This is a genomic window from Microbacterium sp. CIAB417 (assembly GCF_022788845.1).
In genome coordinates this window covers 503,882-526,928 of record NZ_JAHZUT010000001.1, presented here as the reverse complement: position 1 = coordinate 526,928, position 23,047 = coordinate 503,882, and the positions used below count along the sequence as shown (strand labels likewise).

The 23,047-nt window shown below is 69.9% G+C and carries 22 protein-coding genes; 2 read left to right on the top strand and 20 right to left on the bottom strand.

All coding sequences use genetic code 11. The annotated features are described in order from the left end of the window. Position 1: 1 nt before the first annotated feature. The 16 genes from KYX17_RS02585 to prmC all read right to left on the bottom strand — a co-directional run bounded on the left by KYX17_RS02585 (position 2) and on the right by prmC (position 16,052). The gene (locus KYX17_RS02585; RefSeq protein WP_243224976.1) at positions 2 to 2,893 is read right to left on the bottom strand and encodes an FtsK/SpoIIIE domain-containing protein; all 2,892 of its coding nucleotides are present in this window, start codon (positions 2,891 to 2,893) and stop codon (positions 2 to 4) included. A gap of 69 nt (positions 2,894 to 2,962) precedes the next feature. Continuing rightward, positions 2,963 to 3,739: a PP2C family serine/threonine-protein phosphatase gene (locus KYX17_RS02580; protein ID WP_243224975.1), complete on the bottom strand. Its 777-nt coding sequence runs from the start codon at positions 3,737 to 3,739 to the stop codon at positions 2,963 to 2,965. 177 nt (positions 3,740 to 3,916) lie between these two features. Next, the gene (locus KYX17_RS02575; protein WP_243224974.1) at positions 3,917 to 4,909 is read right to left on the bottom strand and encodes a DUF5684 domain-containing protein; all 993 of its coding nucleotides are present in this window, start codon (positions 4,907 to 4,909) and stop codon (positions 3,917 to 3,919) included. Positions 4,910 to 4,989: 80 nt separating this feature from the next. Then, positions 4,990 to 5,745, bottom strand: a complete 756-nt coding sequence (locus KYX17_RS02570; RefSeq protein ID WP_243224973.1) for a YaaA family protein — start codon at positions 5,743 to 5,745, stop codon at positions 4,990 to 4,992. Between the two features lie 76 nt (positions 5,746 to 5,821). Continuing rightward, positions 5,822 to 6,082, bottom strand: coding sequence for a F0F1 ATP synthase subunit epsilon (locus KYX17_RS02565; RefSeq protein WP_243224972.1), 261 nt, complete (start codon positions 6,080 to 6,082; stop codon positions 5,822 to 5,824). 2 nt (positions 6,083 to 6,084) lie between these two features. After that, entirely contained in the window at positions 6,085 to 7,536 is a 1,452-nt protein-coding gene (gene atpD / locus KYX17_RS02560) for a F0F1 ATP synthase subunit beta (protein ID WP_243224971.1), read from the bottom strand. A 23-nt stretch (positions 7,537 to 7,559) separates the two neighbouring features. Next, positions 7,560 to 8,459 carry a F0F1 ATP synthase subunit gamma gene (locus tag KYX17_RS02555; protein ID WP_243224970.1) on the bottom strand — a complete coding sequence of 300 codons (900 nt, stop codon included), beginning with the start codon at positions 8,457 to 8,459 and terminating at the stop codon, positions 7,560 to 7,562. Positions 8,460 to 8,477: 18 nt separating this feature from the next. Then, positions 8,478 to 10,118, bottom strand: a complete 1,641-nt coding sequence (gene atpA, locus KYX17_RS02550; RefSeq protein WP_243224969.1) for a F0F1 ATP synthase subunit alpha — start codon at positions 10,116 to 10,118, stop codon at positions 8,478 to 8,480. 47 nt (positions 10,119 to 10,165) lie between these two features. Then, positions 10,166 to 10,954, bottom strand: a complete 789-nt coding sequence (locus KYX17_RS02545; RefSeq protein WP_243224968.1) for a F0F1 ATP synthase subunit delta — start codon at positions 10,952 to 10,954, stop codon at positions 10,166 to 10,168. Continuing rightward, complete coding sequence (locus KYX17_RS02540; RefSeq protein ID WP_243224967.1) at positions 10,954 to 11,502, bottom strand: F0F1 ATP synthase subunit B; 549 nt, start codon at positions 11,500 to 11,502, stop codon at positions 10,954 to 10,956. Before KYX17_RS02540 ends, KYX17_RS02545 begins: the two co-directional genes overlap by 1 nt. 27 nt (positions 11,503 to 11,529) lie before the next feature. Continuing rightward, entirely contained in the window at positions 11,530 to 11,766 is a 237-nt protein-coding gene (gene atpE / locus KYX17_RS02535; RefSeq protein ID WP_025103147.1) for an ATP synthase F0 subunit C, read from the bottom strand. Between the two features lie 43 nt (positions 11,767 to 11,809). Beyond that, positions 11,810 to 12,553, bottom strand: a complete 744-nt coding sequence (gene atpB / locus KYX17_RS02530; protein WP_243224966.1) for a F0F1 ATP synthase subunit A — start codon at positions 12,551 to 12,553, stop codon at positions 11,810 to 11,812. 180 nt (positions 12,554 to 12,733) lie between these two features. Next, positions 12,734 to 13,243 (bottom strand): hypothetical protein, encoded by a 510-nt coding sequence (locus KYX17_RS02525; RefSeq protein ID WP_243224965.1) that lies wholly within the window; start codon positions 13,241 to 13,243, stop codon positions 12,734 to 12,736. Continuing rightward, a complete protein-coding gene (locus KYX17_RS02520) occupies positions 13,243 to 14,427 on the bottom strand; it encodes an MraY family glycosyltransferase (RefSeq protein WP_243224964.1) in 1,185 nt (394 codons plus the stop codon). Before KYX17_RS02520 ends, KYX17_RS02525 begins: the two co-directional genes overlap by 1 nt. Next, positions 14,424 to 15,149 carry an L-threonylcarbamoyladenylate synthase gene (locus KYX17_RS02515; protein WP_243224963.1) on the bottom strand — a complete coding sequence of 242 codons (726 nt, stop codon included), beginning with the start codon at positions 15,147 to 15,149 and terminating at the stop codon, positions 14,424 to 14,426. Before KYX17_RS02515 ends, KYX17_RS02520 begins: the two co-directional genes overlap by 4 nt. Positions 15,150 to 15,194: 45 nt before the next feature. Then, positions 15,195 to 16,052, bottom strand: coding sequence for a peptide chain release factor N(5)-glutamine methyltransferase (prmC, locus tag KYX17_RS02510; protein WP_243224962.1), 858 nt, complete (start codon positions 16,050 to 16,052; stop codon positions 15,195 to 15,197). Between the two features lie 97 nt (positions 16,053 to 16,149). Here prmC and cysK point away from each other — a divergent pair, with 97 nt between their 5' ends. Together cysK and epsC are read left to right on the top strand one after the other, a co-directional pair. Further along, on the top strand, positions 16,150 to 17,088 hold the full coding sequence (gene cysK, locus KYX17_RS02505) for a cysteine synthase A (protein ID WP_243224961.1): 939 nt from the start codon (positions 16,150 to 16,152) through the stop codon (positions 17,086 to 17,088). Further along, positions 17,088 to 17,672, top strand: coding sequence for a serine O-acetyltransferase EpsC (gene epsC, locus KYX17_RS02500; RefSeq protein WP_243224960.1), 585 nt, complete (start codon positions 17,088 to 17,090; stop codon positions 17,670 to 17,672). Before cysK ends, epsC begins: the two co-directional genes overlap by 1 nt. A gap of 90 nt (positions 17,673 to 17,762) precedes the next feature. On the opposite strand, the gene KYX17_RS02495 is transcribed toward epsC, so the two are convergent. The 4 genes from KYX17_RS02495 to thrB all read right to left on the bottom strand — a co-directional run bounded on the left by KYX17_RS02495 (position 17,763) and on the right by thrB (position 23,047). Next, positions 17,763 to 18,743 carry a hypothetical protein gene (locus KYX17_RS02495; protein ID WP_243224959.1) on the bottom strand — a complete coding sequence of 327 codons (981 nt, stop codon included), beginning with the start codon at positions 18,741 to 18,743 and terminating at the stop codon, positions 17,763 to 17,765. Between the two features lie 169 nt (positions 18,744 to 18,912). Next, the gene (prfA, locus tag KYX17_RS02490; protein ID WP_243224958.1) at positions 18,913 to 19,992 is read right to left on the bottom strand and encodes a peptide chain release factor 1; all 1,080 of its coding nucleotides are present in this window, start codon (positions 19,990 to 19,992) and stop codon (positions 18,913 to 18,915) included. Between the two features lie 3 nt (positions 19,993 to 19,995). Next, entirely contained in the window at positions 19,996 to 21,963 is a 1,968-nt protein-coding gene (gene rho, locus KYX17_RS02485; protein ID WP_243224957.1) for a transcription termination factor Rho, read from the bottom strand. A gap of 163 nt (positions 21,964 to 22,126) precedes the next feature. Then, the gene (gene thrB / locus KYX17_RS02480; RefSeq protein ID WP_243224956.1) at positions 22,127 to 23,047 is read right to left on the bottom strand and encodes a homoserine kinase; all 921 of its coding nucleotides are present in this window, start codon (positions 23,045 to 23,047) and stop codon (positions 22,127 to 22,129) included.

The following is a 23,047-nucleotide window of genomic DNA, read 5'->3' as shown; positions in this document are numbered from 1 at the left end:
CTCAGCCGGCGGATCCTCTCGGCAGGATGACCCGCTCCGGCGGTCCGCCGTCCAGTACCCGCCACGCGCGCCCCTGGTGAGGGCGCGCGTAGGGCGGCAGCTCACGGACGCCGACCAGGGTGCGCAGCTGGGCCGCGCATTCGGACAGCACGAGGATCTCCCCTTCGGCGCGGACGCGCTGCCAGCGCGTCCAGTCCCGCTGCCAGCTCTCCGCGTCGCCGACGATGATGCAGCCTGCGTCTCCGGGCCGCCCGCTGGGGATGCCGGCGGGCCGGGTGCGCGGGTCGTCCCCGGGCCGGGTGCGCAGGTCGTTCCCGAGTTCCGCCCCCGGTTCATCCCGTGGTCTCGTGTGAGGGTCGTCCCCCGGCCGCGTGGGCAGGCCGTTCCCGGATCCCGCGGACTGCACGGCGGCAGGCCCGGCGGGCACCACCTGCCACGCGGGATAGGCCTCACGCAGGGCGTCGAGCAGGCCGGCGGCGCCCGTGCTGATCACGGCGACCAGGCGCCGTTGCGGGATCCACCCGGCACGGGACTCGGCGCTCGCCGCCGCGCCCGCGGACGACGCGGCCTCCATTCCCGGATCGGCCCACGCGACCTGCACCTCGCGCTCGCCGAGATGCCCGCGTCCGGGTGGCCGGTCGCGCCGGAACGTCGCCGACTCACCTCCCGCGGCGAGATGATCGCCGCGGGTAGGAAGCCGCAGCAGCAGCCTCTCGGACAGCGCATCCAGGATCCGCGCCGTCGCCCCGGATGCGCGCCCCGCCGTCACGACCACGCAGCGCTCCTCGGCCGCCCGCACGAACTGCTCGAAGCGCTCCGCGAACGCCAGCGCGTACTCCGTCGGATAGGCCGAGAGCAGGCGATCCAGGTCGTCGCACAGCACGAGCCGCGCCGGCTCCTCGCCGCGCTCCAGTGCCCCGAGCACGTCCCACGCGTGCTCGGGGTCCGCGGGGATCGTGAACGCGCCGGCCTCCTGGCTCCGCAGCACCCGCAGCAGCAAGCTCTTGCCCGCCCCCGGCCCGCCGATCACCCCCAGACCGCGCTCGCGGCCGGGACGCAGGGTGATCACCGGCTGTCGCTGCCGGTGCGGCTCGTCGGCGAGTCCGATCGCGATCTCCCCCTCGGCCGTGCCGGGCAGCTCGAGAAGCGGCAGACGAGTCGGGAGCGCCGGGAGCCAGGGCCCGGACGGTCGTTCGGCGTGCGACCAGAGAGCGCCGATCGCTCGCAGGTCCTCGGGGCCGGTCAGCGCGACGCGGAGAGGAGCAGCCTCGGCATCCTGCGGCCGGCGCACGAACGCGATGCCGCGCGATCGCGAACCGCCCTCGAGCTCCGCCGCCGCCTCCGATCCGATCACCAGTCGGCTGTCCGCGGGATCCGAGACGCGCAGGGACATGCGCAACGGGCAGTTGGCCGCCAGGGCGTCTCTGATCACACCGGCCGCGCGCTGCGTGCCGAGGATCAGATGCATCCCGAGAGCGCGGCCGCGCGCGGCGATGTCGGTGAACACCGCGCCCAGATCCGGATGCTCCTGCACGAGTGCCGCGAACTCGTCCACGACGATCACGAGGCGCGGCATCCGCACGCCGGTCCCGGAGATGTCCTTGGCGCCGGCCTCCGCGAGGACACGCTCCCGGCGTCGCAGCTCGGACGTGAGGCTCTCCACCCCGCGGCGGGCTCCGTCCTCGTCGAGGTCCGTCAGCACGGCCGTCACGTGCGGCAGGCCGGCGAGCGGATCGAAGGCGGTGCCTCCCTTGAAGTCGGCGAGCACGAACACGACCTGATCCGGGCCGTGCGTCCGGGCGAGCGAAGCGACCCAGGTGATCAGCAGTTCGCTCTTGCCGGCGCCGGTCATCCCGGTGACGATGGCGTGCGGTCCGTCGGCGACCAGGTCGACGGCGGCCGCGGCATCCACCCCCGTGCCGAGCACCGCAGGTAGGATACCGCCGGGTTCCGCGGCGAGGTCGGACAGCCTCACGCGATCCGGAAGCTCTGCCTCCCCGACCGCGCGATCGGCACTGGCCAGCGCCAGCGCCTGCAGCTGCGCCGCCGACACGCATTCGGCGGTGATCCGCTGCGTGCGGTCGCCGATGCGCAGCAGGGCATCGGACGGATCCACGCAGTCGATCACAGTCGTTATGCCGTCCGGGACCGGGTCGTCGGGCCCGCACACCCGGATCGTGGAGTCGGCGACGGCGGCCGGGGCGTCCAACCCGATGCTCACCCGCCAAGCACCGCGCGGCGACGAGCGCGCCTGAGCGAAGGCCCACCCCTCCGGCAGCGGTCCGACGAGGGCGAGCCTGCCCGGCAGGTGGCGCAGGCACAGTTGAGCGAGCAGCGCCCTGGCGATCGCGAGGCCCACCGGACGCGGGGCGCGGATGCACACCCCGCGTCCCAGCGGAACGGTGACGGGGGCGTCGACCAGCGTGGCGGCGCGGCGACGAAGCTCGCGCCCGCGGCCGTCGTCGCCTCCGGTCACCCGGGTCTCGCTGGTCCGCTCACCGCGCCCGATCACGACGACGGTGCCGGCGTCGACCGGATGGTCGTCGTGCAGCGGCTCGGCGATCAGGCAGCGCGCGACATCCGGATGGCGGCGCCACAGCCGCTCCCCCTCCTCGAGATGACGTTGGGTGATCTCGGCCTCGGCGCGAGCCCACGCGTCCTCCGCCGCGACGGTCAGGCGCTTGAGCTCACGTCGACGCTGCCGGATGCCGTCGAGCAGCGATCCGCCGATCATCAGCGGCCCCAGCAGAGCGAAGCACAACGACAGGACCGATCCGGTCACTGTCCACAGGACGATCCCCGCGGCGACCGGCACGAGAGCCGCGACGAAGGGGATCGGCGGGCGACGGGGCGGCTGCACTGCGGCAGGAAGGGCGATGGGTTCGGACGACATGCCCCCAGCGAACACCGTCCGGACACGGCGGAGACCGCTCTCCACAGGAGGCGGGCGAAGTCCTGCGGATCAGTCGGCTGTGGAGGGCGAGTGCTCGGCGACCTGGAGCACGATCAGGGTGACGTTGTCCCTGCCGCCGTTCTCCAGTGCGGCTTCCATCATGGCGTCGACCGCCGCCGCAGGGTCCGCGTGCTCGCGCAGGAAGTGCTGGATGCCGTAGTCCGTGAGCTCTTTCGTGAGTCCGTCCGAGCAGATCACGAAACGGTCGCCGTCCCTCAGCTCGATGCCCAGATAGTCGGGGGCGAACAGCTCGCTCGCGCCGACGGCCCGGGTGATGACGTTGCTGTAGGGATGCCCCTCGGCCTCTTCCGGGCTGAGGCGGCCCGAGGCGATGAGCTCCTGGACCACCGAGTGGTCGGTGGTGACCTGGACCAGTTGATCGTCGCGGAGGAGATAGACGCGCGAGTCGCCGATGTTCAGCGACACCCAGCGCGGCGGATCCGCGTCGAGGTCGAGGAAGACGCCGGTCAGGGTCGTGCCGGTCCCCTCGTCGGTCGTGTCGGGATGCGACGCGATGTCCTCCACGGCGAGTGCGAGGGCGCTCTCGATCGACTCGGCCGCGACGCTCCCGGACTCCACGACGCTCTTCAGCCGCGCGATCGTGCTCTGGCTCGCGATCTCGCCTCCGGCATGTCCACCCATCCCGTCCGCGACGACGAAGAGCGGGTAGTCCGCGAGGAAGGCATCCTGGTTCGTGTCGCGCCGACGACCGCGGTCGGTCGCTCCGGCCCAGCTGAGCGTGAAGCGGTCGTCGACGTCGAGCGTGTTCGCTGTCGTGTCAGCCACGAGCTTCCTCCGAAGTGCCTGCGGCGATCCGGGCGGCCGCACGACCTCCACACATCGTAGTGGACGCGGGATGCTGCGAGTACGCCATGCTTCCACGCTATCCGGTAACGGGCGGGGCGGATGCCGGATACGCCGAGAGCCCCCGATCGGAATCGAGGGCTCTCGGACTGCGGTCGATCAGGCCGGCGGCTGGTCCGGGTCGGTCGGTGCGGCAGGCGGGGCCGGAGGCGTCGTCGGCGGTGCCGGGGGCGTCGCGGGCGGCGGCGTGCTCGGCGCGGCCGGCGGCGTGTTCGGGGCCGGAGGCGTGCTCGGGGCCGAAGCAGGCGGGGCCGCCGGAGGAGCCGGCGGTGCCGGGGGCGTCGTCGGGGCGCCGGTCGGCGGGACCGCGGGTGCCGCGGGCTGCTGCGGGTATCCCGGCTGGGCCGGCTGACCATAGCCCGGCTGAGCCGGCTGCTGCGGGTACCCGGGCTGGGCCGGCTGACCGTATCCGGGCTGAGCGGGCTGGCCGTAGCCGGGCTGTCCGTAACCCGGCTGAGCGGGCTGACCGTATCCCTGCGGGGCGCCGTAGCCCGGAGCCGCGCCGTACGCGGTCGCCGGCGGGTTCTTCGGCTGGACGGGGATGCCGGCCCAGACGGTGTCATCCGCGAGGAACTTCTGGCCTGCCCACGGAGCACCGGGGACGTTCGGGTTCCAGCGCGACTTGTCGAAGGCCAGGATGCCCTCCCACACGAGCGCGAGGAAGATGAACAGGACGACCCAGACGGCGTCCTTCTGCAGCTTCAGGCCGACGCGCCATGCAGCGAGGACCGACAGCACAGCCAGCGCGACGGCGGGGACCCACGAGATGATCGCGAACAGGAGGCCGAGGATCGGGATCAGCGACAGGATGCTCAGCGCGATCGCGGCACCGATGCCGTAGAGGATCAGCCACGGCGACAGATCGCCGAGCTTGAACAGCACCATCGTGTTGTAGATCGGCACCCACGCGCGCCACTTGCCCTGGACGCCGGCCTTCTCGAAGATCTTCATCAGGAAGATCGACGACAGCACGTACGGGATGATCGAGATCAGCAGCAGCACGAAGAATGTGCCGATGATCGCGGCGGCCCATGCTCCGCTGTAATCGTCGTAGTAATAACTACCCATGATCCCCTCCGGGTCAGTGTTCATGGCGACGGTCGCGCCGCGCCCACAACCCTAGCGCGCCCGGTGTGCCGCGCGCACGGGTCCCGCGGGATGTCGCGCAATGTTCACGCCGGCGCGACGAGCTCCCAGATGCCGGGATCGGACGTCGTGCGGAGCACGATGTCGCGCGCTGCGGCCCATGCCAGGAGGTCCGCCGGGGTCTGCACGGACACGAGGTCCTCGGCGAACGCGCGCACGAAGGCGCCCTTGGCCTTCTTGTTGAAGTGGTTCAGGGCCCGCGTGACGCCGCCCTCATCCGCCACGACCCGCACGTACGCGGACGGCACGGATGCCGGGACCGGCCCGAGCGCGGCATAGGCCTCGCTGCGCAGGTCCAGCAGGAACGGCGCGTCGTCCTCGGCCAGCGCGCGCGTCGTCGCCTCCGACCAGTGCCGGCGCAGCGGCGCGACCCCGGGCAGGGATGCGCCGGCCGCGAGCCGGTACACCGGTATCGGATCCAGCGCGGCGACTGGTCCGAAGGGCGCGGAGTGGATGAGGACATGCTCATGCAGATGGGCGCGGACCTCGGCCCCGAGGGTCGCGGCGTCCAGCTCGTCGAAGAGCACGCCGGTGTAGCGGTCCACAGCGGGCATCGTCGGCGAAGTGCGGAGCAGGCGATTGTGTTCGATCTCGCCGACCTGACGGTCGCTCAGCTTGAGGACGCGGCGCGCGGCATCCTCGTCGGCGGAGAGATCGACGAGCGCGTCGATGACGGCCTCGCGCTGCGGGCCGAGCGCCGGAAGCGCGAGCCGGCGCGCATCGAACGCACCGGACGCTCCCCCGGCGCGCTTGGTCTCGGACGGCGGCAGCAGGATCTTCATGGGACTTCCGGGTGCGGACGCATCGAGGCGCCCGCCCCGGCACAGCCGGTGACGGACGCCTCGAGAGCGAAACGGATCAGGCGATGAGCGCGGCGTTGCCCGCCACGATCGTCAGGGTGTCGCCCTCCATGGAGAGGAACCCGTCCTGCGCGTTGGCGAGCACCTTGGACCCGTCCTCACGGGTGATGCGCACCTCGCCCTGCGCGAGGATGGCGAGCACCGGCTCGTGACCGGTCATGATGCCGATCTCCCCCTCGACGGTCTTGGCGACGACGAGGCTCGCCTCGCCCGTCCAGACCTCCGCGTCCGCGGAGACAAGGCTGACGTTCAGGGCCATGATCAGGCGTTCTCCTTCTGGATCTGCGCCCACTTCTCCTCGACGTCGCTGATCGCGCCGACGTTGAAGAAGGCCTGCTCGGCGACGTGGTCGAAGTCGCCCTTGGCGATCGCGTCGAAGGACTCGATCGTGTCCTTGAGCGGAACCGTGGAGCCCTCGACACCCGTGAACTTCTTGGCCATGTAGGTGTTCTGCGAGAGGAACTGCTGGATGCGGCGTGCACGCGACACGACGATCTTGTCCTCTTCGGAGAGCTCGTCGACACCGAGGATCGCGATGATCTCCTGCAGTTCCTTGTTCTTCTGGAGGATCTGCTTGACCGTGGTGGCGACGCGGTAGTGGTCCTCGCCCAGGTAGCGGGGGTCCATGATGCGCGACGTCGAGGTCAGCGGGTCGATGGCCGGGTACAGACCCTTCGACGCGATTTCACGCGACAGCTCGGTCGTGGCGTCGAGGTGCGCGAAGGTGGTCGCCGGAGCCGGGTCGGTGTAGTCGTCGGCCGGAACGTAGATCGCCTGCAGCGAGGTGATCGAGTGGCCGCGCGTCGAGGTGATGCGCTCCTGCAGGAGGCCCATCTCGTCGGCGAGGTTCGGCTGGTAACCCACGGCGGAGGGCATGCGGCCCAGCAGCGTGGAGACCTCGGAACCGGCCTGCGTGAAGCGGAAGATGTTGTCGATGAACAGCAGCACGTCCTGCTTCTGCACGTCGCGGAAGTACTCCGCCATCGTCAGAGCCGAGAGCGCGACGCGCAGACGCGTCCCCGGCGGCTCGTCCATCTGGCCGAAGACGAGGGCGGTCTTGTCGAAGACGCCCGCCTCCTCCATCTCGCCGATGAGGTCGTTGCCCTCACGCGTGCGCTCGCCGACACCGGCGAACACGGACACACCGCCGTGGTCCTGCGCGACGCGCTGGATCATCTCCTGGATGAGGACGGTCTTGCCGACGCCGGCGCCGCCGAACAGACCGATCTTCCCACCCTGCACGTAGGGGGTCAGCAGGTCGATCGACTTGATGCCGGTCTCGAACATCGTGGTCTTCGACTCGAGCTGGTCGAAGTTCGGCGCCTGGCGGTGGATCGGCCAGCGCTCCGTGATCTCGATCTGCTCGCCCGGCTCGGCGTTGAGGACCTCGCCGATCACGTTGAAGACCTTGCCCTTGGTGACGTCGCCGACGGGGACCGAGATGGCCTCGCCGGTGTCGCGCACCTCCTGGCCGCGGACGATGCCGTCGGTCGGCTTGAGCGCGATGGCGCGGACCAGGTCGTCGCCGAGGTGCTGAGCGACCTCGAGCGTGATCTCGGTGGACTCCTCGCCGATCGTGATCGTCGTCTTGAGGGCGTTGTAGATGTCCGGGATCGAGTCGTGCGGGAACTCGATGTCGACGACCGGGCCCGTGACGCGTGCGACGCGCCCGACGACCGCGGTCGCAGCCTCGGCTGTTGCGGTGGGGGTCATATCTTCGTCTCTTTCTTGATGGTCTATTTGCTCGACGCGAGCGCGTCGGCGCCGCCGACGATCTCCGCGATCTGCTGCGTGATCTCCGCCTGACGCGCGTTGTTGCGCAGACGGGTGTAGTCGGTGATGAGCTTGTCGGCGTTGTCGCTGGCCGACTTCATCGCCTTCTGCGTCGCGGCCTGCTTGGCGGCCGACGACTGCAGCAGGGCGTTGAAGACCCGGCTCTGGATGTACACCGGCAGGATCGCGTCCAGCACGGTCTCGGCATCCGGTTCGAACTCGTAGAGCGGATACACGGCGTGGCCGGCATCCGACTCGTCCGACTCGGCGATCTCCAGCGGAAGCAGACGCACCGTCTCCGGGCTCTGCGTCATCATGCTGACGAAGCGGTTGTAGACGAGGTGGATCTCGTCGACGCCGCCGCCGGCACCGCCGCGGGAGAACGCCTCGAGCAGCGTCGCGGAGATCTCCTCCGCCGTCGAGAACTGCGGGGTGTCGGTGTCACCCGTCCACTCGGCCGCGGACTCGATGCCCCGGAACTGGAAGTACCCGACCGCCTTGCGGCCGACGAGGTAGAACACCGGCTCGCTGCCCTCGGCGCGGATCAGCTCGGCCAGCTCCAGCGCCTCGCGCAGGATCTGGGAGTTGAACGCACCGGCGAGACCGCGGTCCGACGAGAAGATCACCACCGCGGAACGGGTGATCGTCTCGGGCTCGCGAGTCAGCGGGTGGTCGACGTTCGAGTACGTCGCGACGGCGGACACGGCCCTGGTCACGGCACGCGCGAAGGGAGAGGACGCGCGCACGCGCGCCATCGCCTTCTGAATGCGCGAAGCCGCGATGAGCTCCATCGCCTTCGTGATCTTCTTGGTCGTCTGAGCAGAAGAGATCTTCTGCTTGTAGACCCTGAGTTGAGCGCCCATAACTGCGTACCCCGCGCGTTACGCGCGACGACCCTTGACGATCTTCTCCTGGTTGACGTCCTCGGCCGCGGCCGCAGCGTGCTCCTCGTGGCCGGGAGCGCCGATCGACTGCCCCTTGCCGCCCTGGAACTCCAGGATGAACGCGTCGGTGACCTTGTCGAGCTCAGCGACCGTCTCGTCGTCCAGCACGTTGGTCTCGCGCAGAGTGTCGAGCACCTTCGTGTTGCGACGCAGGTGGTCGAGCAGCTCGCGCTCGAAGCGCAGCACGTCGGAGACCTCGATGGTGTCGAGCTTGCCGTTGGTGCCGGCCCAGATCGAGACGACCTGGTCCTCGACCGGGTACGGCGAGTACTGCGGCTGCTTGAGCAGCTCGGTCAGACGCGCACCACGGGCGAGCTGACGACGCGATGCCGCGTCGAGGTCGCTGGCGAACATCGCGAACGCCTCGAGCGAGCGGTACTGCGCGAGCTCCAGCTTCAGGGTTCCGGAGACCTTCTTGATGGACTTGACCTGAGCGTCACCACCGACTCGCGAGACCGAGATGCCCACGTCGACCGCGGGACGCTGGTTGGCGTTGAAGAGGTCGGACTGCAGGAAGATCTGCCCGTCGGTGATCGAGATGACGTTGGTCGGGATGTACGCCGAGACGTCGTTCGCCTTGGTCTCGATGATGGGAAGACCCGTCATCGAACCCGCGCCGAGCTCGTCGGAGAGCTTCGCGCACCGCTCCAGCAGGCGCGAGTGCAGGTAGAAGACGTCACCCGGGTAGGCCTCGCGCCCCGGCGGGCGACGCAGCAGGAGGGAGACAGCGCGGTAGGCCTCGGCCTGCTTCGACAGGTCGTCGAAGATGATGAGGACGTGCTTGCCGCCGTACATCCAGTGCTGGCCGATCGCCGAACCGGTGTAGGGGGCGATGTACTTGAAACCGGCCGGGTCGGAGGCGGGGGCCGCGACGATGGTGGTGTACTCCATCGCGCCAGCGTCCTCGAGCGCGCCCTTCACGGAGGCGATCGTGGAGCCCTTCTGACCGATGGCGACGTAGATGCAGCGCACCTGCTTGGTCGGGTCGCCGGACTCCCAGTTGGCCTTCTGGTTGATGATCGTGTCGATCGCGATGGCCGTCTTGCCGGTCTGGCGGTCGCCGATGATGAGCTGGCGCTGGCCGCGGCCGACCGGGATCATCGCGTCGATGGCCTTGATGCCGGTCTGCAGCGGCTCGTGCACGCTCTTGCGCTGCATGACGCCCGGCGCCTGCAGCTCGAGCTCGCGACGACCCTCTGCGGCGATCGTGCCGAGGCCGTCGATCGGGTTGCCGAGCGGGTCGACGACACGGCCGAGGAACGCGTCCCCGACGGGGACGGACAGGACCTCACCCGTGCGGGTGACCTCCTGGCCGGCCTCGATGCCGGTGAAGTCGCCGAGGACGACGACGCCGATCTCGTGCTCGTCGAGGTTCAGAGCCAGGCCCTTGGTGCCGTCCGCGAAGGTGACGAGCTCGTTGGCCATGACGCCCGGCAGTCCCTCGACGTGCGCGATGCCGTCTGCGGCGTCGATGACCGTGCCGACCTCGGTGGCCGCGGCGGCGGTCGGCTCGTACGCGGCGGCGAAGTCCTTCAGCGCGTCACGGATGACGTCGGGGCTGATCGATAGTTCTGCCATTGTCTTCCCTTTGTATCTGGGTGCGCGGTTCCCCGCGCGAAGTCGTGTTAGCCCGCGAGCTTCTGTCGAAGATCGGCGAGCCGCGCGGAGATGCTGCCGTCGATGACGTCATCGGCCACCTGCACGCGCAGGCCTCCGACGACATGGGGGTCGATGACCTCGCTGAGCGTCACCTGTCCGCCGTAGCGACGCGACAGCGTGTCGACGAGGCGGGTGCGCTGCGCGTCGCTCAGCGCCGCGGCCGTGTGGACGGTCGCGACGATGAGGCCGCGCTGCGCAGCGACGATGCGGATGGCGCGGTTCAGCATCTGGCGCACCCGGCGCTCGCGCGGCTGGCGCACGAGCGACGAGACGATCAGCGTGGTCGGGGCGCCGGCGGCGCCGCTGATGACCTTCTCGACGAGATCGCCCTTGGCCGCGGAGTCGCCCAGGCGGCTGCCCAGGGCGAGCTCCAGTTCGGGGTTGCCGGCGACGACGCGGAGGAAGCCGAACAGCTCCCCCTCGATGTCGTCCTTCGGCTTGGCGATCGCCACCGCGCGGATGGCGAGCTCCTCGATGCCGTCGATCAGGTCCGAGGAGTCCGACCAGCGCTGCGCCGCGACCGCGACGAGGACGTCCTGCGCGCTCGCCGAGAGACCGGCGAACACCGTACGGACGACCTTCTCGCGTGCCTCGGCGGTGGCAGAGGGATCTGCGAGCGCGCCGCTCAGCTGGGGCGAAGCGCCCACCAGCCGCGCGGCGGCGAACAGCTCCTCCGCCGTGCCGAGGGTCACGCCCTTGGCCTGCGAGAGAGCCGCCGTCGTCGCCGACAGAGCCTGAGTGGTCGCGCTTCCCATTACTTGGCCGCCTCGGATGCCTCGAGATCCGCCAGGAACCGGTCCACCACGGCCGTCGCGCGGGCGTCGTCGGAGAGCGTCTCGCCGACCACGCCACCGGCGAGGTCGAGGGCGAGCGTGCCGACCTCGGACCGCAGCGAGACGAGAGCGGCCTGGCGCTCGGCCTCGATCTGCGTGTGCGCGGCCGCGGTCAGACGCGCGGCCTCAGCCGAAGCGGTCTCCTTGGCCTCGGTGACGATCTTCTTGCCGTCCTCGCGGGCGGCCTCGCGGATCTCACCGGCCTCGGTGCGCGCCTCGGCGAGCTGGCGGGTGTACTCCTCCAGCGCGGCCTCGGCCTGCTTCTGGGCCTCATCCGCCTTGGCGATGTTGCCCTCGATGGCTGCGGAGCGCTCGTCGAGCACCTTCGTGAAGCGCGGGAGGGCGACCTTCCACACCACGACGAGGATGACGACGAACCACAGGGCCGACCAGATGATGTCGTACCACGCGGGGATCAGCGGATTGGGTGTCTCCTCCGCCGCGAGGTTCGTGACAAGAGCGTTCAGCATCCTGTCTCCTTCAGAAGTCGGTGCGGATTACGGGAAGGGGATGAATCCGACGGCGATGCCGACGAACGCAAGCGCCTCGGTGAAGGCGATACCGATCCACATGAGAACCTGCAGGCGACCGGCCAGCTCGGGCTGACGGGCGACGCCCTCGATCGTCTTGCCGACGACGATGCCCACACCGATGGCGGGACCGATGGCTGCGAGGCCGTAGCCGACCGCCGCGAGGTGACCGTTGATTTCAGCGAGAACCGTAGTTGCGTCCACGGGTTTTTCCTTTCGTTGGGTGGGACGGCAGTTGCCGACCCGCTCAGTGCTCTTCTGCGACCGCGAGCTGGATGTAGACCGCGGTGAGGACGGTGAAGACGTAGGCCTGCAGGACGACGACCAGCATCTCGAAGACGGTGAACGCACCGCCGAAGGCGAGGGTTCCGACGCCGAGGAGTGCCCAGCCGCCACCTGCAGTGAAGAAGAAGAAGTGCGTCGCCGCGAAGCAGAGCACGAGGATCATGTGCCCGACGACGAGGTTCATCATGAGTCGCAGCGTCAGCGTGACGGGGCGGATGATGAAGGTCGAGATGAACTCGATCGGAGTGACGATGAAGTAGACCGGCCACGGGACACCGGAGGGGAAGAGGGCGTTCTTGAAGAAGTTCTTCGGGCTCTTCTTGATGCCGGCGTAAATGAACGTGACATAGCTGATCACGGCCAGCGTCAACGGCAGAGCGATGATCGCGGTACCCGGCATGTTCAGGAACGGGATGATGCCGGTGATGTTCATGAACAGGATCATGAAGAACATCGTCGTGAGGATCGGCAGGAAGCGGTCGCCGTCCTTGCGTCCGAGCAGGTCGTGGGCGATGCCGTTGCGGACGAAGCCGAGGCCCATCTCCACGACGCTCTGGAAGCGACCGGGGACGACTGTCATCCGGCGCGTGCCGAGCCAGAGGATCAGCACGACGGCGATCACGGAGAGCGCCTGGATCACGTGGATGCGGTGGATCGGGACGACGCCGAAGACGTTGAACAGGATCTCCGGGAAGAACTCGTCCATCGAAGGGCCGTGGAACTCGCCATCGGCGGCCAGGCGGGGAATCAGGGTCGCAGCAAGATTAGACAGCGCGGGCTCCAGCTTCGGGGCACCGGTTCAGGACCGGGGCGACGATGGTCGGTGATGCGTGACGGCGCAAGCGCTCGCGGGACACGAGCGGGGCACAGGTCAACACTATCAGAATCAGGACTTTCGCAAGTTCGGGCCGGCCTCACCCTCGCCCGCCTCCGGCGGCAGGTCCTCGGGGTTCTCGGTCGGCAGCTGCACGTCGCTGACGTTCGGCAGGCGCATGCGGGTGAGCACGACGACGTCGATGATCAGCGACATGGCCACGCCGGCGACGATCGACAGGAAGAACACCATGGGCTCGATCCACGGCTGCCCCGCCAGCACGATCATGATCACGACGAAGATGCCGAGCTTCAGCAGCCATCCGCCGAGCACGATCGCGAAGAAGAACTGCACGTACAGCGGGTCGCCGTACCAGCGGTTGGCGATCAGGATGCTCAGGCCCGTGATCCCCAGGAAGACGACGGCGAGCAGCACGCCGAGCAGCCCGCTCGCGAGCCCCTCTCCCCCCGCCACGGCGAAGCCGATGCCGCCCGCGACGACCGCGAGGACGGCGGCGGCGATCGCCGACCAGATCAGGGTGCGGCGCAGGATCGGGGTGCTGGACACGGGGCTCGGGCTCATCAGGGCTCCAGGGTTTCGGGTGCGGTTGCCACGGCGGGCGGCGACGCCGCGGCCGGAGCCGTGCGGCGCGGTGAGGGCATGAGGGTGACGACCAGGCAGGCGACGACGCCGACGGCGCCGAAAGCGACTCCGATGAGGTACTGCCCGATCCAGTCCTCGCGCGCGCCGATGTACATCAGCAGCAGCGCGAGCGAGATGACCGCCGTCCACGCGTAGAAGATCAGCACGGCGTCGCGATCGCGGTGGCCGAGGTCGAGCATGCGGTGGTGGAGGTGCTTGCGATCCGGCGAGAACGGCGACTTGCCCGCGCGCATGCGCCGGAACACGGCGAGACCGAAGTCCAGCAGCGGCAGCATCACGACGGCGATCGGCAGCAGGATCGGGATGAACGCACCGAGCAGCTGTGAACGGCCGAACTGCTCCGGGTCGAGCGCCGACGCCGGCCACTGCCCCGTGAGCACCACGGTGGAGGTGGCCATCAGCAGTCCCATCACAAGCGCACCGGAATCGCCCATGAACAGCTTCGCCGGGCTCCAGTTCCAGGGCAGGAACCCCAGGCACGCGCCGATGAGGACGGCGGCGAGGAACGTGGACAGGTTGAAGTACGTGGTCGCCCCGATGTCCCGCGACACGATGTAGGAGTAGGCGAAGAACACGCTGTTCGCGATCAGGCACACGCCGGCGACGAGTCCGTCCAGCCCGTCGATGAAGTTGACCGCGTTCATCACCACGACGATCGCGAACATCGTGACGGCGATGCTCACCCAGCTCGAGAACAGGATCATCTCGCCGAACGGCAGCGAGAGGATCTGCATCCCGCCCCACACCGTGATGATCCCGGCAGCCAGGAACTGCGCGCCGAGCTTGATCATCCAGTCCAGGTCGATGAGGTCGTCGATGACGCCGATCACCGCGATGAGCAGGGCCGCGCACAGCACGGACCACATCGTCTGCGGCGGGATCCACAGCGTCTCGAAGAACGGATTGGCGGCGGAGACGCCGACCGCCGTGGCGATGCCGAGGAAGATGGCGACCCCGCCGAGACGCGGAGTCGGCGTGGTGTGCACGTCGCGCTCGCGGATCCCCGGATACAGCTTGAACCGCAGGCTCAGCTGCCAGACCACCCAGGAGAGCGCGAAGGTGACGGTCGCGGTCAGGATGATCGTGAACAGGTACTGCTTCACGCCGTGCCGTCCGAGCCGTCGTCCGTCAGGACGTCGCCGGGCTGCACGGCGGGTTCGAGAAGATCGCCGAGCACGTCCTCGAGCTGCTCGCGGGTGATCGCGCCTTCGCGGAGGATGCGGACGACCGGCGCGGGAGCGTCGTCGCCGCGCGGGACGAGTGAGGTGGCGTCGACGATCGTCGAGGCGATCCCATCCCGGCTGATGCCCGTGTCGAGGTACACCGCGACGCTGTCGCCGAGCATGTCCAGAGCCTCGGATGCCGTGATGGCGGCGTCCTTGCCGGTGAGGTTCGCGCTGGACACCGCCAGCGGACCGGTCTCCTCCAGCAGCTCGAGGGCGACGCGGCTGTCGGGCATCCGCACCGCGACCGTGCCCTGGGTCTCGCCGAGATCCCAGGAGAGCGAGCGCTGCGCGGGGAGCACGATCGTGAGGCCGCCGGGCCAGAACGCGTCGACGAGGCGCTGGACGGGTTCGGGCACCGACTCCGCGAGAGCGCTGAGCGTTGCGGGACCCGAGACGAGCACGGGAGGCGGCTGGTCGCGACCGCGCCCCTTCGCGTCGAGGAGGCGCTGGACGGCAGCCGGCGAGAACGCGTCGGCGGCGACGCCGTAGACGGTGTCGGTGGGGATGACGATGAGCTCGCCGCGGCCGATGGCCTGGCGGGCACGGCGCATGCCGGCGAGCAGCTGCTCCTCATCGCGGCAGTCGAAGACGGGGGACATGACGGATCGATTCTACGCGGAGACGTCGGGGAGAAGCGGAACGGGTCAGGGGCGCAGCGCCGTGGTGGCCCTGTCACGGTGGGTGAGGTCGGGGTGCGTGGCCGCGGCTCGCCAGCCGTCGGCGGTCAGCAGCGCGCGGACCTCCGCCCCCTGCAGCTCGCCGTGCTCGATCACCAGGAGTCCCCCCGGCCGCAGCAGCGCGAGTGCACGACGGCTGAGCACGCGCACGACGTCGAGCCCGTCCGGTCCCCCGTAGAGCGCCGTGGACGGATCGAACAGCCGGACCTCGGGGTCGCGCGGGATCGCATCGTCCGGCACGTAGGGCGGATTCGAGATGACGACCGCGACGCGGCCGTCCAGCTCCCGGAAGGCCTCTGCGAGATCCGCGTGGACGAGCGTCAGGTTGGCGGCGGCCTCGGTGTTGCGTGCGGCCCACGCGTGGGCGTCCGCAGAGAGCTCGGCCGCGAAGATCCGGGCGTGCGGGACCTCGGTCGCCATCGCCAGGGCGATGGCTCCGGATCCTGTGCCGAGGTCGACGCCGATGGGCTCGGCATCCGGGGCGTTCATGAGCGCGTCGATGGCGAACTGGGCGACCTGCTCGGTCTCCGGCCTCGGGACGAAGACACCTGGTCCGACCGCGAGCTCGAGGTGCCGGAACGGCGCCGTGCCGGTCAGGTGCTGCAGCGGCTCCCGCGCCGCACGCCTCTCCACGAGCGCGCGCAGACGGTCTGCGTCCTCCTCCGCGAGCTCGTCGCCGCGCACGGCGGCCGCCTGCACGGCTCCGCGTCCGAGACCGGCGACATGCCCGAGCAGGAGCTCGGCGTCCACGAGGGGGTCGGGCACGCCCGCGTCGGCGAGCTGCTGGGCGACGGAGCGCAGGAGCGCGGCGATCGAGACGGGCATCCCTCCAGCGTAGAGCGCAACGGTCCGTCACATATGTCCCCACCACAGACCGCTCCCCTAGGCTGTCGGCAGTCACCCGCTCAGGAAAGGCGTCTTCATGCCCGGCATCCACTCCGACATCACAACAGCCTTCGGCAACACGCCGCTGGTCAAGCTGAACCGTCTCACCGAGGGCCTGGACGCCACCGTCCTCGTCAAGGTCGAGGCCTTCAACCCCGCCTCCAGCGTCAAGGACCGCATCGGCATCGCGATCGTGAACGCGGCCGAGGCGTCCGGCGAGCTCAAGCCGGGCGGCACGATCGTCGAGGCCACGAGCGGCAACACCGGCATCGCGTTGGCCATGGTGGGTGCCGCGCGCGGCTATCGCGTGATCCTCACGATGCCCGCGTCGATGTCCAAGGAGCGCCGTGTCCTGCTCAAGGCGTTCGGTGCCGAGCTCGTACTGAGCGACCCGACCAAGGGCATGAGCGGCGCGATCGAGACGCTCAAGGAGATCATCGAGAAGACCCCCGGCGCGGTCTGGGCCCGGCAGTTCGAGAACGCCGCGAACCCGCAGATCCACCGCGAGACCACCGCGCAGGAGATCCTCCGCGACACCGACGGCGCCGTCGACGTCTTCGTCGCCGGCGTCGGCACGGGCGGCACGGTCACCGGCACCGGACAGGCGCTCAAGGCAGCGAAGCCCGAGGTGAAGGTCATCGCCGTCGAGCCCAAGGACTCGCCGCTGCTTTCCGAGGGCCGCGTCGGCCCCGCGAAGATCCAGGGCATCGGACCGAACTTCGTCCCCGACGTGCTCGACCGCGAGGTCATCGACGAGGTCATCACGGCCGAGTTCGACGAGTCGATCGCGACCGCCCGTGCGCTCGCCGCGAAGGAAGGCCTGCTGGTGGGCATCTCCAGCGGTGCCGCGGTCGCCCAGGCGCTCAAGGTGGCGGCCCGCCCGGAGAGCGCGGGCAAGACGATCGTCGTCGTCGCTCCGGACACCGGTGAGCGCTACCTGTCCACCGCGCTGTTCGAGGACCTGCGCGAAGACTGATGCCGATCCCCGGCATGCACTGGGTCGGGCGGATGCGCGAGGACGTCGCGTCCGCCCGGCTTCGTGATCCCGCCGCCCGCGGCGGCCTGGAGATCGCGATCCTCTACCCCGGGCTGCACGCCGTCTGGGCGCACCGGGTCAACCACGCCCTCTGGCGGCGCGGGCTGCGCTTCCCCGCGCGGCTCGGCTCGCAGCTCGCGCGCTGGCTGACCGGAATCGAGATCCATCCCGGAGCGCGCATCGGGCGCCGCTTCTTCATCGATCACGGCATGGGCGTCGTCATCGGAGAGACCGCCGAGATCGGCGACGACGTCATGATCTACCACGGCGTGACGCTGGGCGGCCGCACGCGCGACGCCGGCAAACGGCATCCCACTCTCGGCGACGGCGTCGCAGTCGGCGCGGGCGCCAAGATCCTCGGTCCGGTCACGGTCGGCGCGCGCTCGGTCATCGGCGCGAACGCCGTCGTCACGAAGGACGCACCGGCCGACAGCGTGCTGGTCGGCGTGCCGGCCAAGGCGCGCACCCGCAAGCCGCACGACGACACGCGCGCGCTGCTGACCGCTCCCGACTACTCGATCTGACCGCCGAGGCGGCGTAATGCCCGTCTATATGGCGCCAGTGCACGCCCCTGCTCGGCGTGTCGCGTGCGTTTGCGCCATATAGACGGGCGCTCACGGGCGGTGACGGCGGGCGGATGCCGCGGCACGCGCCTCACGTACGCGACGCACCGTCTCCCGAGGGTTCCGGTAGACATGGTCAGACGTCAGACGGACGGGGTACCAGTCCGCCTCGGCGTACGCCTGGTACTTGTCGATGTCCCGCTGGAGCTGATGACGGCTCAGATGGCCATCGCTCTCATATTCCATCGCGACCTTGAGGTCCGGGTACGCCAACTCGCTGCATCCCAGGAAGCGGCCGTTATCGTCGTACACGTCGTGGTCGAGGACCGGCTCCGGAAGTCCCGCGCGACAGAGGATCAGCCGCACGTGCGTCTCCGGCGGGGACGATGCGCCCGTGCGCGCCAGCTGCAGCGCGCGCCGTAGCCGCGGGGCTCCGGGGCGACCCTTGCGCCGCGCGAGGAGCTCGAGCTCGTCGCGCGTCGCGAGCGCCTCCTCCGTCACCTCCGCGAACCCGCCGGGATGCCGCGGCACGCGAAGGACCCGGTCGGCCGCGGCGACGAGGTCGTCGAGCCCCAGCGCACCTCCGAGCGAGGCCCAGGTGCTCGCCGCGTCCGTCACCGGCAGTCCGTCGTGTTCGACCGTCCTGACGAAACCGCGCGTGTGCTGATGCCCGACGACACCGGGACGGCGCGGCGCGCGCCGAGGCCGATGGACACCGACGTGCAGCTCATCCGGCCAACCCCACGGAGGCAACGGAATCCCCCACACGACCGCCGCACTTGGTCCGCAGAAGTAGGCGTCATCGGGCAGGACGGGAAGGTATGCGCGCAGGAGGCGCAGATGCGCGTCACGCCGTCGCTCCCAGGGATCCTCCGACGAGGGATCCTGCAGGCTCGCACGGACGTCCAACCGGACGCCCCGGAAAGGTGCCGCCAGGTCGGGAGCATCCAATCGGCGCCGCCCGACCCCCTGGTCCCGGGCGTCGCGCACCCGGAACACGTCCGGTAGTCCGTCAGGAAGAGGCCGCAGCATGCCGCCACCATGCCCGATCTCGCCTCCGGCTCGCTCGGCTTCTCCACAACCCCCGTCAATGTGGCGCAAATGCACGCGACACGCCGTGCGAACCGAGCATTTGCGCCATATAGACGGGCTTGAGGCGGGCGCGCAGCGGCCGCCGGTCAAGGCTCGATCTGACCGCCGGTCAGGACTCGCGGCCGACGGCGGCGAGGCGCGCCTCCTCGTCGGCGTGGATCGCGCTCTCGATGAGGGGATCCAGCGCGCCGTCCATCACCTGGTCCAGGTTGTACGCCTTGAAGCCGGTGCGGTGATCCGCGATCCGGTTCTCCGGGAAGTTGTAGGTCCGGATCCGCTCGGAGCGGTCCATCCCGCGGATCTGCGAACGCCGGGCGTCGGAGGCCGCGGCATCCAGTTCCTCCTGCTGCTTGGCGAGCAGGCGTGCGCGCAGCACGCGCATGCCGGCCTCCCGGTTCTGCAGCTGCGACTTCTCGTTCTGCATCGACACGACGATCCCGGTCGGGATGTGCGTGATGCGCACGGCGGAGTCCGTCGTGTTCACCGACTGCCCGCCGGGTCCCGACGAGCGGAACACGTCGATCTTCAGATCGTTCTGGTTGATCTCGATCTCGTCCGGCTCGTCGACCTCGGGGAAGACGAGCACCCCCGTCGTCGAGGTGTGGATGCGCCCCTGCGACTCGGTCGCCGGCACCCGCTGCACGCGGTGCACGCCGCCCTCGTACTTCAGATGCGCCCACACTCCCTGCGCCGGATCGGTCGATGCGCCCTTGATCGCGACCTGGACGTCCTTGTAACCGCCGAGATCGGACTCGTTGCGCTCCAGCAGCTCGGTCTTCCAGCCCTTGGATGCCGCGTACTGCATGTACATCCGCAGCAGGTCGGCGGCGAACAGCGCGCTCTCCGCACCGCCCTCCCCCGCCTTGATCTCCATGATCACGTCGCGGGCGTCATCCGGGTCGCGCGGGATCAGCAGTCGTCGCAGTTTCTCCTGCGCCTGCTCGACGCCGGCTTCCAGCTCGGGGATCTCCGCCGCGAAGGCCTCGTCCTCACGGGCGAGCTCGCGTGCCGCCTCCAGGTCCTCGGATGCCGCGAGCCACGCCTCGTGAGCGGCCACGATCTTGGACAGCTCGGCGTAGCGCCGGTTCACGCGCTTGGCGCGGGCGGCATCGGCGTGCACCGCCGGGTCGGAGAGCTCCTCCTGGACCCGGCGGTGTTCGTCGATGAGCGCCTGGACGGACTCGAACACGGTTCAGCGGATGTTGTTCTCGTGCCCGTGGCTGGAGCCGGTCGCGGGGGCCGGGATCGACTTCTGCATCTGGACGAGGAACTCGACGTTGGAGTGGGTCTCCTTGAGCTTGCCGAGCACGACCTCGAGGGCCTGCTGGGTGTCGAGTCCCGCGAGGGCGCGACGCAGCTTCCAGGTGATCTTGACCTCGTCGGGGCTGAGCAGCATCTCCTCGCGACGCGTGCTGGACGCGTTGACGTCCACCGCCGGGAAGATGCGCTTGTCGGCCAGCGCGCGCGACAGGCGCAGCTCGCTGTTGCCGGTGCCCTTGAACTCCTCGAAGATGACCTCGTCCATCTTCGAACCGGTCTCGACGAGCGCCGTGGCCAGGATCGTGAGCGATCCGCCGTTCTCGATGTTGCGCGCGGCGCCGAAGAAGCGCTTGGGCGGGTACAGCGCCGAGGCGTCGACACCGCCGGTGAGCACGCGGCCGGATGCCGGGGCGGAGATGTTGTAGGCACGGCCGAGACGCGTGATCGAGTCGAGCAGAACGACGACGTCGCGGCCCAGCTCCACCAGCCGCTTGGCGCGCTCGATGGCGAGCTCGGCGACGGTGGTGTGGTCCTCCGCGGGGCGATCGAAGGTCGAGGCGATGACCTCGCCCTTCACCGAACGCTGCATGTCGGTGACCTCTTCGGGGCGCTCGTCCACGAGCACGACCATGAGGTGCACCTCGGGGTTGTTCTGCGCGATCGCGTTCGCGATCTGCTGCAGCACGATGGTCTTGCCCGCCTTCGGGGGCGCGACGATGAGACCGCGCTGACCCTTCCCGATCGGGGCGACCAGGTCGATGATGCGCTGCGTCAGCTTCTCGGGCGCGGTCTCCAGGCGCAGACGCTCCTGCGGGTACAGCGGCGTCAGCTTGCCGAACTCGACACGAGCGGCGGCATCCTCGACGGACAGGCCGTTGATCGAGTCGACCTTCACGAGCGCGTTGTACTTCTGGCGTCCCTGCTGCTCGCCCTCGCGCGGCTGCTTGATGGCACCGACGACGGCGTCGCCCTTGCGCAGGTTGTACTTCTTGACCTGCCCGAGCGACACGTAGACGTCGCTGGCTCCGGCCAGGTAGCCGGAGGTGCGCACGAACGCGTAGTTGTCGAGCACGTCCAGGATGCCGGCGATCGGGATCAGGACGTCGTCCTCGCCGATCTCGGTCTCGAACTCGTCGGCGGTCTGGTTGCCACCGCCGCGGCGCTTGTTGCGCTGGCGGTTGCGTCCGGAGGACTGCTCCTCGTCCGCCGACGAGGACTGCTGCTCCTGGCCGTTGCCGTTCTGACCGTTCCCGCCGCGTCCGCGGTTGCGGCTCCGGCTGCGGCTCCGGCTGCGGCCCGAGCCCTCCTCGCCCGACTCGGCGCCGGATTCGGCGTCGGAGGCGCTCTGCTTCGCGGACTCGTCGGTGGATGCCGCAGCCGCGTCGCCCTTGGCCGCGTCCTTCGCGTCGTCCTTCTTCGCGTCGGCCTTCTCGGCCTTCTCGCCCTTCGCCTCAGCCTTCTCCGCGGGCTTCGCCTCGGCGGCGTCGTCAGTCGTCTCGGCGTCCGCCTTCTTCTTCGCAGGGCGCTTGCGGCCCTTGGGGGCCGCCGCGGGCTCGCCGTCGCCTGCCGGAGCCTCGGCGGCGGCAGGGGCGTCAGCAGAAGGCGCGTCGGAGGCCGGAGCCTCGGAGGCCGCGGCATCCGCCTTCTTGGCGCGGCTGCGGCGCGGGGTCTTGGGGGCCGGCTCGGCCGGGGCGTCGGACGCCGCCGGCTCGGCCGCGGCAGGCGCCTCGGCGGCGCTCTCGGCCGCCGCCTTGGCGGCCGCGGTGGCACTGGTCGCGCGGCGAGGAGCGCGCTTGCGCGCCGGCGCCGCGGTCTCCGCGGTCGTGTCGGCGGCAGGAGCCTCGGCGGCAGGGGCTGCCGCTGCGGGCTGGTCGTTCTGGGTCTCGGAGAAGTTCTCCACGAGTACTCCCTTATATGTCGTGGGATGTGAGCGTCATTCGTGCACGACGGGTGCCATGCACGTTCGTACGCACGGGCGCGTGGCGCGCGGAGGCCAGAGCGATGAAGGCTCTGGATGTGACGTACGGAATTCGCAGATTGCGATGGGGGCCAGATTCACGAAACTACGCGGACCCCTCCGCTCGTTCCTTTACTGTACCACCCCGCACATCGACGGCCGGCATGAGGGACTCCCACGGGGTGTCGGCGGCCCTCATCGCCACCTCGACGGCCTCGCGCCGTCGGCCGGGGCCGTCGCAGAGCACCAGGACGCTCGGGCCGGCCCCCGAGACGACGGCGGCGAAGCCTTCCTTCCGCAGCGCCTGTACGAGCGCGTACGTCTCGGGCATCGCCTCGGCGCGGTAGTCCTGATGCAGCCGATCCGCCGTGGCGTCGAGCAGCAGCTCGGGGCTCTGCGTCAGCGCCGCGATCAGCAGCGCTGACCGCGACACATTGAACACGGCGTCCTCGCGCGGGACCTGCGCGGGCTGGAGCGACCGCGCAAGAGTCGTCGACATCGTGTGCTCCGGGACGAGCACGAGCGGCGCGACGCCGCGGTGCACGAGCAGCTTCTTGTGGCGCGGCCCGTCCTGTCCCGTCCACGCGATCGTCAGCCCGCCGAACAGCGCGGGCGCCACGTTGTCCGGATGTCCCTCGAGTTCGGTGGCCAGGCGCAGCAGGGCGTCCTCGTCGAGGGACACAGCCCGCGCGAGCAGGCCGGCGGCCGCGAGGACGCCGGCGGCGACCGCCGCGCCGGAGGAACCCAGGCCTCGGCCGTGCGGGACACCGTTGCGTGCGACGATGCGCAGACCCGGGACCTCTCGACCGGCATCCGCGTACACATGCGCGATCGAGCGGTAAACGAGGTTCGACTCGTCGCGCGCGATCTCATCCGCCCCGGTGCCGGCGACCTGGATCTCGAGGCGGTCGTCGTCGAGGACGGTGATCTCGAGCTCGTCGTACACGCTGAGCGCGAGGCCCAGCGTGTCGAATCCGGGTCCGAGGTTCGCACTGGTGGCGGGCACGCGGACGACGATCGACGTCAT